The following is a 15,579-nucleotide window of genomic DNA, read 5'->3' on the forward strand; positions in this document are numbered from 1 at the left end:
CCCGGCGCGGCTTCGCCCGTTCGTCCTTACAGTGAGAGCCGGCGACCGGCGCCGGTCAGGACAGCGAGGAGCACCTCATGCCCAAGTACGCCGCGATCATCTACGCCACGGACATCGACCCGACCACGCCCGAGGCCACGGACATGATGAAGGACTACGACGAGTTCGGGGCGGGAGCGGCCGCGGTGATCAGAGGCGGCGCGGCCCTGTACCCGACGGCGACCGCGACGACGGTCCGCGTCACCGGCGGCAAGGGCGGCGACATCGTCACCAGCGACGGCCCGTACGCGGAGACGAAGGAAGCCTTGACCGGCTTCTACCTGCTTGAATGCGCCGACCTCGACGAGGCGGTCAAGGTCGCGGCGCGCATCCCGGGCGCCTGGGACGGCGCGATCGAGGTCCGGCCGGTCGTCGACTTCGGCAAGTGACCGGCGCCGGGGACGCGGTCGCGCGGCTGGTCCGGGACGAGGGCACCGGGGTGCTGGCCACGCTGGTCCGCGTCACCGGCAGCGTCGACCTGGCCGAGGACGCGGTCCAGGACGCCGTCGTGCGCGCACTGGAGACGTGGCCGCGCGACGGCGTCCCCGCCAACCCCCGCGGCTGGCTGCTGGTCGCGGCCCGCCACCGCGCGGTGGACGTGGTCCGCCGCGAAGCCAAGCGGCAGGGCAAGGAGGCGGTGGCGATGCCGGCGGTCGACCCGCACCCGGACCCGGTTTCGGTCCGCGACGACCTGCTGCGGCTGGTCTTCACGTGCTGCCATCCGGCGTTGTCGCTGGAAGCCCAGGTGGCGCTGGCGCTCCGGACATTGGGCGGGTTGTCGACGGCGGAGGTCGCCCGGGCCTTGCTGGTCCCGGAAGCGACGATGGCGAAGCGGCTGACGCGCGCGAAGCAGAAGATCGCTCAGGCACGGATCCCGTACCGGGTGCCCGCGGCGGAGGAACTGCCCGCCCGCTTGGCCGGTGTCGCGTCGACGGTGTACCTGATCTTCAACGAGGGCTACACGGGCCGGTCTTCGTTGCTCGCCGAGGCCGTCCGCCTGGCGCGCTTGCTGGTTTCCTTGATGCCGGACGAGCCGACGGCGCTGGGCTTGCTGGCGTTGGTGCTGCTGCAGGACGCCCGCCGCCCGGCCCGTTTCGCGTCGGGCGCACCGGTACTGCTGTCCGCGCAGGACCGTTCGCTGTGGGACGCGGCGCTGATCAAGGAAGGCGTCGAGCTGGTGGGCCGCGGACTGCGCCGGACACCGACGACGCCGAACGCGTACGTGGTCCAGGCGGCTATCGCGGCTTGCCACGACCTGGCGCCGTCTTACGCCGAGACGAACTGGGACGCGGTGATTTCCTGGTACGACGTGCTGTTGTCGGTCCAGGACACACCGGTGGTCAGGTTGAACCGCGCGGCCGCGGTGGCGGAACGCGACGGGCCGGCCGCGGCATTGGCGCTGGTGGACGCGTTGCCTGGCCTTGAGGATTATCCGTGGTGGCACGCGTCGCGGGCGGAGTTGTTGCACCGCCTGGGTTCCGCGTCGGCTTTTCCGGCGTTGGCCCGCGCGGAGGAGACCGGCTTGCCCGCTGCTCACGTGGCGCATTTGCGGGCGAGAATGGAAAACGAAAACCCCGGGCGGAATGCCCGGGGTTTCGATGAGAGCGGATGACGGGAATCGAACCCGCGTATTCAGCTTGGGAACCAGGGTGATCATGCCCGAAAGTGCCTCTGACCTGCGGAGGAAGTTGTCTCGCGGTACCCGCTGTTGACCTTGGTTGACCGGCCTGAATGGCACGCTAATGGCATGACCTGAGCCCCACCCAGACCTCCCCCATCACCCCGATACGAAGCCAGCACGCGGCCGGTGGTGCCGGGTCAAGGCACGCTTTCCCGCCTTGACGCGGTGCTACCGGCCGTTGTCATGATCCGGCTTCGGGGTGGTGGGTCTACCGATCTGGGAGCCTGCGGCTGAGGGTGTACATGGCGTCGGTCAGGTCGGCTGCACCCTTGAGCGTGATCGAGTGGTCGTCCATGTCCTTGAGCTGGTGAAAGATCGCCAAGAGTGCCTCGGCGGTCGCCAGGCTGATCGGATCGGCCTGGCTCTTGCCCTGCTCGATGGCCTGGCGTGCTGCTGCGGCGTGAGCGTCTGCGGCAGAGCGGTCAGAGGTCGACATGCCTTCGACCCTGCCAGCGAGCGTGTCGGCGGTAACTAGGCCGATGAGCTGATCGCTGCCAGCGGCGGCGCGCTATGCGATCGATCGATGCGGCGGGCCCACCCGGCGGCCGAAGCGGAGCGGCAGGCCGTCCGTGCCGCGAGCGGGTGGGCCGCGGTACGGCAGGTGACGTGCGCGCCGCCGCTGGCGGCGTGCCTTGATCCCATAGAGCCAAGTTCGGCAGCTCAGCGGGTAAGTGCAGGGTGAGACACAAGTCGGCGATAAATGTGACCTGGATCACGAGTACGGCGTGGTGTCGAGGTTGAGGCCGCAGGGGTGGTCCAAGATGACTCGGTGACTGCCGTGACTCTTGAGCAACCAGCCGTGCCGGATTCGGTCTTGTCGCGCTTGGGGGACTTCCCGCGGCTACGCTACATGGGGTCGAAGTATCGGCTGGTGCCCCATTTGGCCGAGGTGTTTCGTGAGGTTGGCGGTCGTACGGCGCTGGACGCGTTCTCCGGCAGTGGTGTCGTGTCGTATCTCCTGAAGGCGATGGGCTTCGAGGTTACGTCGAACGATTTTCTGAACTTTCCGTCGATCATCGCGCGCGCGACGGTGGTCAACCACACCGTCAAGCTGACGCGGGCCGAAGTGGACACCATCTGCGGGCCGCCAGCGGATGGCCGGCGGTTTATCCAGGAGACGTTCGACGGCTTGTACTTCACCGCGGAGGACCGTCTCTTTCTGGACTCCGCGTGGTCGCACATCGACAGTCTGCCGGGTCACAAGCGGGCGATCGCGATCTCAGCTCTGGTGCTAGCCGCCGCGCGCAAGCAGCCACGCGGGGTGTTCACCTTCACGGACTTACGTTATGACGACGGCCGCCGTGACTTGCGTCTGTCCCTAAAAGAGCATTTCCGGGAGCGAGTCGCCGAGTACAACAAGGTCGTATTCAACAGTAAGATGCCATGTCGGTCTCTGTGTGGAGATGTTGCTGACATTGATCCGGCGGGCTTTGACTTGGTGTATCTTGATCCACCGTACGCGCCGCCGCGTGATGATAACGACTACATCAAGCGTTACCATTTCCTTGAGGGCCTGTCGGTGTACTGGCGCGGCCAGAAGATCATGCACGATACGCGGACGAAGAAGCTGGAGAAGCGGTATACCCCCTTTGCCTACAAGCATTCGATCACTGAGGCACTTCGGAACACATTCAAGAAATTTGCCGATTCAACGATTGTGCTTTCGTACTCATCGAACGCTGTTCCAGACGCTGAGACGATTCTTGGCTTGCTTGGCGAAGTGAAGAGTGACGTGGAGGTTCGCCCAATTAATCACAAATACTCGTTCGGTACGCACGCGGCCGCACAGCGTCGGGATGTTTCGGAGTATTTGTTCATAGGGCGGTGACCTATGTCAGACATAATTAGCTTCGAGGACTATATCGCCTCCTTGCGGCCGCTTAGCGAGCACGCCGATCCCACCGTGGTGACCAAAGACGGCGAGAAGATCAAGGAGGCGGCAGAAAGTCTTGAGGGGTTGAATGAACTGACTGTCAGCTCGCTAGTACAATGGGTTTCTGAGCATCCGGATTGGGTGCCAGCGTTGGGGTTGGCTGTTGGCTTAACGCAGGAGCGCTTGAAGAACAATCTTGTCAACAAGTTTGGCACTGCGGGCTGGCAAACTTTGGCGCGTACACAGTCGGAGGACTTGATTAAGTACTTCGACTCGAAGTTCAATCTGATTAACCTATTGCATGACCAGTTATATGAGACTTACAGTTTCGGTGACGTGCTGGTGGCACGTGGTGGCACCCGACTGATCGCAAAACGCGCAGGGGTCTCGGGGCGTAAACTTGAGGACGAGATCGAAGCGATCGCCCGAGAGCTCGGATTGGCCTGTGAGACCCGAACTCGTTTTAAAGGACGCAATAACCGTACTGCTCCATGTGACTTGGTCATTCCGAATGCTCAGAACGCTGAGATTGCGATCGCTGCGAAAGTGTTCGATTCAACAGGCTCCAAGCTCACTGATGCGGTGCGCGAGGTGGAGGACATGGGTAATGTCCGCAGGCCACATCAATTTATCATTGCGATCATCGACGGAATCGGCTGGAAGAGCCGACGAGCCGATCTTCAGCGCATACACCAACTGTGGGTTGATAGGCAGATTGACGGAATGTATAGCTTGGCGTCGTTCGACGCGTTCCGCGAGCATCTAAGAAAGGCAGCGCGGCTGCGTGGCCTTATCTAATATCGGACGTTAAGAGCTTAACTGAACCTTCCGGGCAACTACGAGAAGGCTAAGGACGAAGTGGGCGCCAGAGGGTCAGATGAAACTCTTCAAGTCTGCAAGCGCCTCAGTAATGGCGCTAGCCCCAACTGAGGCGAGTTGCGTGTGCTTGCCCGGCTTGTTGGCGTAGCCGACTGACTGGACGCCTGCTGCTTGGGCGGCCTCCATGTCGGAGAGTGAATCGCCGATAAATACGCACTCGCCTGGCGAAATTTCGAGCGCAGCCGTGGCCTGACATAGAAGATGAGGGCTCGGTTTCGGGAGGGAACGTCCGGTCCAGTCCGCGCGGATATGTAGTTGATCGACGAGCGGAGGCTATAAAAATCGAGGTAGGTGCTGATCGCGGGGACTCCGTTGTTGCTAACGACTGCAAGTGGCCGGCCGGACTCGTGCCATGCCTCGATCAGCTCATGCGCTCCATCTGTGGGAGCTGCACTGGAGATGGCCTCGACGTCATGGGCGGCGAAGGCGGCTTCGACGTAACGAGCTTCTTCCTCGCCTAGCGTGGCGGCGTAGCGGAAGACGTCGAACGGGTCGGCGCTCGTTGCGACGGCTTCCGGGAGGTCGGTGTGCCCGCCGTCGGCGAGTACGTCTCGAAGTTGGTTGGCGACCGTAGATGCGGGAATGCCTGCGAAGACGGAGCAGATCGGGCCGTCGAAGTCGAGCATCAGTGCGCGGGCGTGGACGAGTATTTCCTCGGCCGTCATCGCTGGTAGTCCTTGGCGACGCTGTTCCACAGGCTGTCGAACCAGGTCTTTGCCTGGTTGACGTACTGCGAGCCGGTCGAGGTGTCGTCGTCGTTGATCGAGTGGTGGAAGAGGATCGCGTCTTTGCCTATGAGGTCGTAGATCGCCTGGGTCTCGCCGCCGAAGTTGATGACGTGCTCGCGGATCGGGTAGAAGCCGAAGAACGTCTCTTCGTTGTTGATCAGGTAGAGCTTGAACATCGGCGGTGCGGGGTGCACGCGGATCTGCGCGGTGGCCTTGTTGACTAGGCCAAGTTCGCCGAGTTCGGTCACCGAGTCGACTATGGCCAGGGTGTGACGCCGCATGATCTCTTCGGCGCGCTTTCGGAACAGCGGGCTGTCGGCGTGCTCGTCCACGGTGACCGGAAGGGACCACGGTTGGGTTGGGTCCGGGACCAGCAGGCGGACAGTGATCGACTCTGGCCGGAGCCGGCCGATGCGGATCTTGTCGAGTGGCTCGGCGATGACTCCGTGCAGCGTTTCGCCGGAGAAACTTGGCCAGTCGGATGCCGGAGCGGTTCCGGGCGCTGGTTCTGCTCGCCGCGTTCGGGTCGCTGCGGTGGGGTGAAGTGACGGCGCTGCGTCGGTGTGACGTGGCCGAGGACGCGTCGTGGGTGCGGGTGTCGCGGGCGATGGTCGAGGTTCCCGGTCGTGGGCTCGTCGTCGGTCCGCCGAAGTCGCGGGCTGGCGTCCGGACGTTGATCATTCCGACGGCGGTTCGCCGTGACCTGCTGCGGCACCTGGACACCTGGGTCAAGCCGGAGCAGGACGCGCTGCTCTTCACTGGTGAGCGAGCTGGGCACGCGGTCCGCCGGCCGAATTTCAGTCAGCGGACCAGGTGGACCGAGGTCGCGGAGAAGATGGGGCTCAAGGGCCTGCACTTCCATGATCTCCGGCACGCCGGAAACATCTGGGCGTCGAAGGCGGGCACGTCGACCAAGGACCTGATGGCGCGGATGGGACACGACGACATGCGGGCGGCGCTGATCTACCAGCGGGCGACCAGTGACGCGGACAGGCAGATCGCCGACCGGCTGTCCGACCTCGTCGACCGGCACCGCAGGGGCACCCCGCCCGACTCTGTAGAGGTAGGCGATATTGAACGGCGGTCCGACGACAAGGACGCATAACGATCGTTGTAGCTGGTAGTCTGCGCGCCATGGGGTCACGACAGTCACGTGAGAAGCGGCGTCGCCGCCTACGTGCTGTGACCCTCGCGGTGCTGAGCGGTATGGCTGCGGGAGCCAGTGTGGCTGGCGGCTTCGCAGCGGCGCCAACTGCGTTCCAAGTCGAGGCGCTCCTCGCCGCCGCACTGATCACGGCACTCAACGCTGGTCTTTCAGCATTACCACCGCCGGGTGATGCCCATAAAAAGGTCAGCGCCTAGCCTAGAGGGCTGCCCAAAAACCATGACCTCCTTGTTGTAGCTTGATGATTAGGCAACCTTCTCCGTAGGCGTGAAACTGTCGACGGCTGGCGTGTACCCTGGTCTGACCTGGGCTTATGCGGCGTGGCGAGGGTGTGAGGCGTTATTCTTGACATGTGTCATGTGAATTAAAATTTGCCAGCAGTATTTAAGTAGAGACAATTTATTTTAAGTTCTATCCCGGTGTTTATCGATGCTTCACGCGGACGCGAGCCCGGGTGCAGCTGATGTCCAGGCGAGTCACTGCTGTCGGCGGGCGTGGAGACGCGCCAGGGGTCCTTGCTGGGGGTGCTTGGACATCAATGGCACGCTAATGGCACGTGAAGCAACCTGGCTGGTATTAGCGGAAGGCCCCAGGTCCACAGTAGACACCGTGTGACCTGGGGCTTCTCTCTGAGAGCGGATGACGGGAATCGAACCCGCGTATTCAGCTTGGGAAGCTGATGTTCTACCATTGAACTACATCCGCAGTGTGTCGTCAGCATACACGGCATCGTGATCCCCTTGTCCAGCGCCCTCCTCCTTGACTTGCGCGCGTCAAGTGACAACACTTGTTGTCTACTCCGGAGGTGAGCGTCATGGACGAGCCCGAGCTGTTCCGGCAAGGGGGGTTCCGGCTGGCCCAGCGGCTGTTCGTCGACGGTGACATCCGGGGTGACGAACGCCAGGTCGCCCGCATCAGGGAGTTCGCCCAGGTGCAGGACCGGCTCGCGGACGACGTCGTCGCCTGGATGGCGCAGCAGCCGAAGGGGCGCGGGCGGGAACTCTTCGAGGAGGCGCTCAACGGCGGCGAAGCGACCGGGCCGCTCAAGGACTTCTTCGACCAGGTCGACGCCAAGCCCTGCTGGGTCGACGACGAGCGGCTCGAGCGTGGCGCGAAAGCCATCACCCGGGCCGGGTTGCTGGGGCTCTTCCCGCTCGGTGACATGTCGCTGATGGGTGGCTACCTCGCCTCGCGTGCCACGAAATCCCTGGTCGGGACCGGTGAAATCGAGCACAAGGCCACGCGGCGGCTCGTCGAAACCGCCGCCTGGTGGATCGACGTCACCACGCCCGGGGCCCTCAAGCACGGAGGGAAGGGGTACGCCGCCGCGCTGCGGATCCGGCTCGTGCACGCCCACGTGCGCGCCGCCATGAACCGGCGGGACGACTGGGACTACGCCGCCTGGGACCGGCCCGTCAACCAGGTGCAGACCGCCGGGACTCTTCTCCTCTTCTCGCTCGTCTACGTCTTCGGGACGCAGCTGCTCGGCCTGCGCTACTCCGCGCGCGAACGCGGCGACATCCTGCACCTCTGGCGCTACATCGGCTGGCTCATGGGCGTCGACGACGAGCTGCTGCCCACCTCCGAAGCGGACGCCTGGCGGCTGCTGTGGCTGCTCGCCGCCACCGAGTTCATCCCGGACGACGACTCGAAACGCCTCGCCAAGGCGCTGATCCAGGCCAACGCCGCCGTCGGTGAAGGGCGCGGGGCCGTCGGGAAGGTGCTTTCGCACGTCTCCGTCGCCGTGCACTCGTCGATCAGCCGGCTCGTGCTCGGGAAGACCAACGCCGACTTCCTCGGGCTGCCGAACGACCCCGTCGCGCAGGCCGCGATCGTCGCCGTCGCGGGCGTCAACTTCGCCGCCGAGACCGTGCGGCGGTTCATCCCCGGGGCCACCGCGCTGCAGGAGCGGATCGGCGAGGCCGGGCGCCGCGGGTACGTGAAGCGGCTCGAGAAGATCTTCGCGCCCGACACCACCTACGCGCAGCACATGCGGGCCGCCTGAATCCACCGGATAGGCTTCGGCCGTGCTGCTCAGTGACCGTGACCTCCGCAAAGAGCTCGACGCCGGCCGGCTCGGCATCGACCCCTTCGATGCCGGCATGGTCCAGCCGTCCAGCATCGACGTCCGGCTCGACCGGTTCTTCCGCGTCTTCGACAACAGCAAGTACACCCACATCGACCCGCAGCTGCAGCAGGACGAGCTGACCTCGCTGGTCGAGAAGGAGGGTGACGAGCCCTTCGTGCTGCACCCCGGCGAGTTCGTCCTCGGCTCGACGTTCGAGCTCGTCACCCTGGCCGACGACCTGGCCGGCCGCCTCGAGGGCAAGTCGTCGCTCGGGCGCCTCGGGCTGCTCACGCACTCGACCGCCGGGTTCATCGACCCCGGCTTCTCCGGGCACATCACCCTCGAGCTGTCGAACGTCGCCAACCTGCCGATCACGCTCTGGCCCGGCATGAAGATCGGCCAGCTGTGCATCTTCCGGCTCTCGAGCTCGGCCGAGCACCCGTACGGCTCCAGCGAAGCCGGGTCCCGCTACCAGGGGCAGCGTGGCCCGACCCCGAGCCGGGCGTACAAGAACTTCCACCGCGTCGACACCTGGCGCTAAACCGCGACCTTCTCGTCCCAGTCGATGTGGTGGTTCCACATGAAGGCGTTCGGGTCCTCTTTGAACGGCTTCGCGAACGCCCGCTTGATGAAGAAGTCGCGGACGACCCGGCCGACCGGGCCGATCACCTTGTCGTCGCCGTTGCGCTTGCCCGCCGCGACCACGGCTTCGACCCGCTCGCGTCGCAACCCTTCGTAGGCGGCCAGCGCGTGGGGGACGTCAGGCACGTCGCGCAGGCATTTGCCCAGCGTGACGGCGTCTTCGATGGCCATCGAAGCGCCCTGGCCCGCCGCCGGTGACGTCGCGTGCGCCGCGTCGCCGATGATCACCATCCGGCCGCGGTGCCACACCGGGACCGTCGGGAAGTCGTACGTCGGCCAGGGCGGGTAGATCCGGCGGGTCGCGCGGATGATCTCGGTGGCCGGCGTCCGGTCGCGGGCCACCAGGTCCAGCAGGTCCTTCCGGAAGTTTTCCCCGGTGAGCGCGCTGAGCTCGGCCGCGGTCGGCTCGGTCTTGCGGGCCGGGTTCGCGAACCACCAGACGCGGCCGTCCGGGCTGACGACGTGGCAGAAGAACACGCGCCTGCCGAACACCATGTTCAGCACGCCCGGCTCGTCGGGCAGGTCCAGTCCTTCGGCGAACCCGCCGGTGTTCAGCAGCTGGACGTACCGCGGCGACGGCGCGTGCGGGTCGATGATCGTGCGGACCCGGGAGCGGAGGCCGTCGGCGCCGATCAGGAGGTCGCCCTCCGTGTGGGAACCGTCCGAGAACTTCGCGCTGACGTGCGTGTTCGCCTGGCTCGCGTCGGTCAGGCGCTTGCCGTACTCGACGCGGATGCCGCGCCGCGCGGCCTCGTCGCGCAACGCGACGTAGAGGTCGGAGCGCAGGACCGTCTGGCTCACCGTGCCGTCCGGCAGCGCGCCGCCCAGGGGGAATTCGGCGAGCCGCGTGCCGTTGCCGAGCCCGATGGACATCCGCGGCGAGTCGAAGCCGACGCCGCGGACGACGTCCTTCAGGCCCAGCGGGAGCAGTGCGTCCAGGCCGTTGACGGCCAGCGTCAGGAACGCGCCGACGCCCTCGGAGTCACGGTCGTAAGCCTCGAAGACCACTGGCTCGTGCCCGGCTTCGTGCAGGGCGATGGCCGTGATCGTGCCCGCGACGCCGCCCCCGATGATCAGTGCCCGTGTCATGTCGTTCGATCCCTCGAATGTCTTAGAAAATAATTCGTTCTGTCGAACTAAAGAGTGGGCTAGGCTGGTCGTCGTGTCAAGCGAGCGAACGGAACTCGTCGAAGAAGTCCTGCTCAGGTCGCGGGAGCTGTCGACGGAGACGGTCATGTTCCACACCGCGATCTCCGAGACCCGGGGGCTGTCGGCGGTGGAGAGCAAGGTCCTGGACTACCTCGCGCGCATCGGCCCGCAGACGCCGAAGGACCTCGCGCGGCTGTCGGGGCTCGCGCCGGCGTCGGTGACGGCGATGATCGACCGGCTCGAGCGCAAGGGCATCGTCAACCGCGAGCCGCACCCGGACGACCGGCGCAAGATCCTCATCGCGCTGGACCTGCAGTCCATTGCGAGTGGCGTGCACCTGTGGGACCACCTCGTCAGGGGCATGTACGAGCTCTGCGACCGCTACACCGACGACGAGCTCCGCACGGTCATCGGGTTCGTCCGGGCCGCCACCGCCCTCACCCACGAGTCGACGGCGAAGCTGACGGGTTCTGGTCCCGCCCCCACGAACGAGTGAGTTTGAAGGCGTAAGACCCGCTCTCGTGCCACGCTCCCAAGGGTCGTCTCGACCCCGGAGGTGGCGAGGAGTGCCGTTGCCCGAAAGACCGCTTCGCCCGATTTTCGTGCTGGCACTGGTCTTCCTGGCCTCGGCGTTGGTGCCGGCGGCGGGCGCGGCCGCCGGCCCGCCGTTCGCGGTGGGCTACGACGCCGTGGTCTACGGCGACTTCGTCTACGCGGGCAACGGCGTCCTGCGCTGCCCGGTCGCCGCCGACGGCGCGCCGGCCGGCGGGACGGTCGCGACCCCGGCAGCGTGCGCGAACACCGCCGACCGCAAGGACACGCTGGACAACGACGACTTCTTCATGCAGTGGGCCGACGTCGACGCCGACCCGGGCACGTTCGACTCGGCGAGCGCGTCGGTCGGCGTCCCGCCCGGCGCTCAGGTCGTTTTCGCGCGGCTGAACTGGGCGGGCAGCCTGACCTGCGGTGACCGCGCGGTGCCCCCGCCGGGGACGCCGGCGAAGCAGAACGTCCGGCTTTCCGTCGGCAGCGCGGAACCGGTGGACATCGCGCCGTCCGGGTACGCCGAAGAGGGGAGTCACTACTCGGCGCTCGCCGACGTGACCAGCCGGTTCGCGAGCGTGCCGCCGGCGTTCGACGTGACGGTCGGCAATGTCTGGACGCCCAAGGGTTTCGACTGCGCGGGTGGCTGGTCGCTCGCGCTCGTCTACGCCTACCCCGAGCGCAACGCGGACTACGCGCCGAACAAGCGCAAGGTGGTCGTCTACGACGGGCACCTCCGGCAGACGGCCGGCGCCCCGGCGGCCGAAACGACGATCACCGGCTTCCGGGCGGCGGCCGCCGACGCGCACCTCGGTGTCACCGCGTACGACGGCGACTGGGGCGCGTCCGGCGACCAGTTCCTGGTCGACGGCGCCCCGGCGGCCGAGCCCGCGACCGGCGGCACGTCGAACTTCTTCATCTCCAACGCCGAAAACGCGGCGGCGCCGGGCGCGAAGAACAACTTCAGCGTCGACGCGAAGGCGTTCAACGTCGACAGCATCCCCGCCGGCGCGACGAGCGCGAAGCTCGGCGTCGTGACCAGCGGGGATACGGTGCTGGCGCAGAACCTCGCGTTTTCGGTGCCGGTGCCCGAACTCCAGATCGCGGTGCGCCCGAACCAGCCGAAGGTGCACGCGGGCGAGCCGGTCACGTTCGCCGTTGTCGTGACGAACCCGGGCGACGTCCCGGCGGCCGGGGTCGAGGTCGCCGACCCGGCCGTCCCGGAGTGTGCCAAGCCGCTCGGCACGCTCGCGCCGCGTCAGACGGTCAGCTACACGTGCACCGGAACCGCGCCGCCCGACGACTTCACGAACACCGCGAAGGCGACCGGCACGAGCGCGCTCGGCGACGCACTCGACGGCGTCGCGAGTGCGCGCGTCGACGTCCTGCACCCGGCGCTGGGCATGACGAAGACGGCCGACCGGCCCGCGTATCGCGCCGGTGAGGTCGCGACCTTCACGATCAAGGTCACGAACACCGGCGACACGGGGCTGTCCGGCCTCCAGGTCGCCGACCCGAAGACACCGTCGTGCGCGCTCACCGGAGCGTTGGCGCCGGGCGAAACCCGCACGACGACGTGCACCGCGAAGGCGCCGATCGCCGACGGCGTCAACACGGCGACCGCGGTGGCCACCGACGAGCTCGGCAAGCAGGTGACGGCCAGGGCCGACGCGCCCGCGCCGACGATCGCGCCCGCGGTCGAGGTCACCAAGACCGCGGACCCGCCGGTGATCCACGCGGGCGACGCCGTCACCTGGACGGTGGTCGTGCGCAACACCGGCGACAGCCCGCTCGCCCCGGTGAAGGTCACCGACGACACGACGTCGGCCTGCTCGCGCACCTTCGCCGGCCTGGCCGCGGGTGCGACGCAGACGTACACGTGCACGGCGAACCCGTCCCGGACCACGACGACCCAGGTGACGGCGACCGGCACCGACCTGGCCGGCCGGCCCGTCGCGGCGACCGCGTCGGCCACGGTCACGGTGATCACCCCGGCGCTGGCCTTGACGGCGGCGGCCGCGTCCGCCATCGCGCGCGCCGGCGACCCGATCACGTTCACGATGACGGTCGCCAACGCCGGCGACGCACCGCTGACCGAGGTAGCCGTGACCGACGGCCTCCCGGCGTGCGCCAAGGCAATCGGCGCGCTCGCCCCGGGCGGGACGGTCACCTACACGTGTACCGCACCGGCCCCGCCGGACGACCTCGCCACGACGGCCACGGCCACCGGCAAGGACCAGCTCGGCCGCACGGTGAAGGTCACCGACGACGCGACGGTGGACGTGATCCACCCGGCGGTCAGCCTGGCGGTGCGCGCGACACCGGCCCAGGTCCGCGAAGGCGACACGGTGACGTGGACGATCACCGCGGCCAACACCGGCGACGTGCCGCTCACGGAGGTGGCGGTCGCGGACGACCAGGTCCCGGCGTGCGCGAAGCGGCTGGGCGCGCTCCAGCCCGGGGCGCAGCAGGAGTACACGTGCACGACGACCGCGGGCGCAACGGGCATCACGAACAAGCCGACGGCGACGGCCACGGACCCGACGGCCCGCCCGGTGACATCGGCGGCCGAGGCCGCGTTCACGGTGCAGCACCCGGCGGTCGCGGTGACGGCGGAAGCGACGGGAGGTCCGTTCCGCGAGGGCGACAAGGTGCCGTTCCGCATCACGCTGCGCAACACGGGTGACGTGCCGCTGACCGGCCTCCGGGTGTCGGACACGCAGGCCACGGCGGCGCGGGCGCTCGGTGGGCCGGCCGCCGGCCCGGCTGGCGCCGGCGGGCAGCCCGCCAGCGGGCAGCTTGCCGGCCAGCCTGGCACGGGCGGGCAGACCACCGGCGGGCAGGCCGCGGCTCTGCAGGCACCGGGCCAGCAGGCTCCGAGCATGCGGGCCACCGGTGGGCCGACCGGCCAGCCTGGCACGGGCGGGCAAGCCGTGGCTCCGCCGGGCGCCGGCTCGCAGGCCGTGGCCCCGTCGGGAGCCGACGGCCAGCAGGCCGCCGCGGTCCACCCGGGCGCCGCCGGTCAGGAGGCCGCGGTCCGCCCTGGCGCTGGCGGGCAGGCCGCCGATGGGCGAGCCATCGGCGGACGAACCGGTCAGCAGACCGCGCCCACCTCGCCCACCGGCTGCAGCCAAACCCTCGACGGCACCCTTGCTCCCGGCGCCTCCCGCGACTTCACCTGCACCACGACCGCCCCGGCCGACGACGTCACGTGGGCCTTCCGGATCGTTGCCACCCCGCCCGTGGGCCCGGACGTCACCGCCGATGCCGACGTCGGCGTCGATGTCATCCATCCCGCTCTTGCGATCAGCCGGGTCGTCGAGCCTGCCGTCGTGCACGCCGACGACACCGTGACCTCGACCATCACCGTCACCAACACCGGTGACAGCGCCCTCCACGACGTCACCGTTGTCGACGAGCGAGCGCGGGACTGCGCCAAATCCCTGGGCCGCCTTGAACCGCAGGCGAAACACACCTACAGCTGCACCCAGATCGCCGGGGAAACCGACTTCGTCGCCGCCGCCCACGCCACCGGTACCGACGCCACCGATCGTCCGGTGACCGCCTCCGCCGGCGCCGGCGTCGACGTCATCCATCCCGCCATCTCCGTCACCAACGACGCCTCACCCACGCGTGTTCGCCAAGGCGACACCGTCACGTTCACCCTCGTCGTCACCAACACCGGCGATGTCCCGTTGACCGATGTGTCCCTTGTGGACAGCCGCACTCCGGCGTGCGCTCAGTCCATCGGCACCCTCCTTCCCGGCGCCCGGCAGCGCCACTCCTGCAAAGTAGACGCCGGCACCGACAGTTTCGTGAGCTCTGCCACCGCAACTGGCACCGATCCGGTGAAACGCCAGGTCAGCGCGACCGACGACGCCCAATACACCGTCCTGCACCCCGCCCTCCAGCTCGCCCAGGACATCCACGGCGGCCCCTTCCGCCAAGGCGACACCGTCACCGCCACCCTCACCGTCACCAACACCGGCGACGTCCCGCTGACCGCCGTCAACGTCCGAAGCGAGTCCTGTGAAAAGACCTTCGACCAGCTCGAAGCCGGTGCCAAGCAGCAGTTCGACTGCACGACGACCGCCCCGGCCGACGACGCGGTGCGCACCGTCAAGGCGACGGCGGATGCCCCGGCCGGCCCGCCGCTCACGACGACCGACAGCGACAAGATCGACGTCATCCACCCCGCCGTGCAGCTCACCATCGACGCGACGCCCAAGACAGTCCGCGCCGGCGACGACGTCACTTTCACCGTCACCGCGCGCAACACCGGCGACGTCCCGCTGACCGCAGTGTCCGTTGTGGACGCACAAACCGCCTGTGCGAAGAAGTTCGACATCGTCGAAACCGGAGCGGTGCTGACCTACACCTGCACCCGCAAAGCACCCGGTGACGACTTCGCGCAAGCCGTCGAGATCACCGGAATTGATCCGACCGGTCGCACGGTGCAATCAACCGGTGACGCGAAAGCCGACGTCATCCACCCCGGGATCGCCGTGATGAAAGACGCGGCACCCTACGAAGTCCGGGAAGGCGACACCGTCACGTTTTCGATCCTGGTCAAGAACACCGGCGACGTCCCGCTCGCCGACGTGAGCGTCGTCGACGACCACACGCCGTCGTGTGCGCGCACCGTGCCCGAACTGGCCGTGGACGCCGAAATTTCTTACACCTGCACAACGGTCGCCGGAAAAGTTGGCTTCACCGGCAAAGCAACCGCCACCGGTCAAGACCCGACCCGGCGTCCGGTGAGTGCTTCCGGCGAGTCGGCGTTCGTCGTCCGAATAGGCTGAACGGAGCAAC

The 15,579-nt window shown here is 67.4% G+C and carries 13 protein-coding genes and 1 tRNA gene; 9 read left to right on the forward strand and 5 right to left on the reverse strand.

Annotated features, from left to right (window positions below; genetic code table 11):
- Nucleotides 1-77: 77 nt before the first annotated feature.
- Complete coding sequence (locus I4Q55_RS02825; protein ID WP_043787244.1) at nt 78-428, forward strand: YciI family protein; 351 nt, start codon at nt 78-80, stop codon at nt 426-428.
- On the forward strand, nt 425-1,651 hold the full coding sequence (locus I4Q55_RS02830) for an RNA polymerase sigma factor (protein WP_206784393.1): 1,227 nt from the start codon (nt 425-427) through the stop codon (nt 1,649-1,651). The genes I4Q55_RS02825 and I4Q55_RS02830 overlap by 4 nt, the downstream gene beginning before the upstream one ends.
- A gap of 277 nt (nt 1,652-1,928) precedes the next feature.
- On the opposite strand, the gene I4Q55_RS02835 is transcribed toward I4Q55_RS02830, so the two are convergent.
- On the reverse strand, nt 1,929-2,156 hold the full coding sequence (locus I4Q55_RS02835) for a hypothetical protein (RefSeq protein WP_176173992.1): 228 nt from the start codon (nt 2,154-2,156) through the stop codon (nt 1,929-1,931).
- Between the two features lie 333 nt (nt 2,157-2,489).
- On the opposite strand from I4Q55_RS02835, the gene I4Q55_RS02840 reads away from it, so the two are divergent.
- Together I4Q55_RS02840 and I4Q55_RS02845 are read left to right on the forward strand one after the other, a co-directional pair.
- A complete protein-coding gene (locus tag I4Q55_RS02840) occupies nt 2,490-3,548 on the forward strand; it encodes a DNA adenine methylase (protein ID WP_206784394.1) in 1,059 nt (352 codons plus the stop codon).
- A 75-nt stretch (nt 3,549-3,623) separates the two neighbouring features.
- A complete protein-coding gene (locus I4Q55_RS02845) occupies nt 3,624-4,391 on the forward strand; it encodes a DpnII family type II restriction endonuclease (protein ID WP_206784395.1) in 768 nt (255 codons plus the stop codon).
- 75 nt (nt 4,392-4,466) lie between these two features.
- On the opposite strand, the gene I4Q55_RS48945 is transcribed toward I4Q55_RS02845, so the two are convergent.
- Both I4Q55_RS48945 and I4Q55_RS02855 read right to left on the reverse strand, forming a co-directional pair.
- A complete protein-coding gene (locus I4Q55_RS48945) occupies nt 4,467-4,721 on the reverse strand; it encodes an HAD-IA family hydrolase (RefSeq protein ID WP_307793100.1) in 255 nt (84 codons plus the stop codon).
- Nucleotides 4,722-5,133: 412 nt separating this feature from the next.
- Nucleotides 5,134-5,532 (reverse strand): hypothetical protein, encoded by a 399-nt coding sequence (locus I4Q55_RS02855; RefSeq protein WP_242545124.1) that lies wholly within the window; start codon nt 5,530-5,532, stop codon nt 5,134-5,136.
- 149 nt (nt 5,533-5,681) lie between these two features.
- On the opposite strand from I4Q55_RS02855, the gene I4Q55_RS02860 reads away from it, so the two are divergent.
- On the forward strand, nt 5,682-6,305 hold the full coding sequence (locus tag I4Q55_RS02860; RefSeq protein ID WP_242545125.1) for a site-specific integrase: 624 nt from the start codon (nt 5,682-5,684) through the stop codon (nt 6,303-6,305).
- A gap of 694 nt (nt 6,306-6,999) precedes the next feature.
- Here the strand turns inward: I4Q55_RS02860 and I4Q55_RS02865 are convergent.
- Nucleotides 7,000-7,070 (reverse strand) — tRNA-Gly (locus I4Q55_RS02865).
- A gap of 109 nt (nt 7,071-7,179) precedes the next feature.
- Here I4Q55_RS02865 and I4Q55_RS02870 point away from each other — a divergent pair.
- The gene (locus I4Q55_RS02870) at nt 7,180-8,370 is read left to right on the forward strand and encodes an oxygenase MpaB family protein (protein ID WP_206784396.1); all 1,191 of its coding nucleotides are present in this window, start codon (nt 7,180-7,182) and stop codon (nt 8,368-8,370) included.
- A gap of 22 nt (nt 8,371-8,392) precedes the next feature.
- Nucleotides 8,393-8,974: a dCTP deaminase gene (dcd, locus tag I4Q55_RS02875; protein ID WP_003058109.1), complete on the forward strand. Its 582-nt coding sequence runs from the start codon at nt 8,393-8,395 to the stop codon at nt 8,972-8,974.
- Here dcd and I4Q55_RS02880 read toward each other — a convergent pair.
- Nucleotides 8,971-10,164 (reverse strand): NAD(P)/FAD-dependent oxidoreductase, encoded by a 1,194-nt coding sequence (locus I4Q55_RS02880; RefSeq protein WP_206784397.1) that lies wholly within the window; start codon nt 10,162-10,164, stop codon nt 8,971-8,973. The two genes, dcd and I4Q55_RS02880, sit on opposite strands and share 4 nt — an antisense overlap.
- A gap of 73 nt (nt 10,165-10,237) precedes the next feature.
- Here I4Q55_RS02880 and I4Q55_RS02885 point away from each other — a divergent pair, with 73 nt between their 5' ends.
- Nucleotides 10,238-10,720, forward strand: coding sequence for a MarR family transcriptional regulator (locus I4Q55_RS02885; RefSeq protein ID WP_206784398.1), 483 nt, complete (start codon nt 10,238-10,240; stop codon nt 10,718-10,720).
- A 106-nt stretch (nt 10,721-10,826) separates the two neighbouring features.
- Nucleotides 10,827-15,569 (forward strand): hypothetical protein, encoded by a 4,743-nt coding sequence (locus tag I4Q55_RS02890; protein ID WP_374194440.1) that lies wholly within the window; start codon nt 10,827-10,829, stop codon nt 15,567-15,569.
- Nucleotides 15,570-15,579: the final 10 nt, after the last annotated feature.

The sequence above is a fragment of the Amycolatopsis sp. MtRt-6 genome, assembly GCF_017308975.1.
Taxonomy (GTDB): domain Bacteria; phylum Actinomycetota; class Actinomycetes; order Mycobacteriales; family Pseudonocardiaceae; genus Amycolatopsis.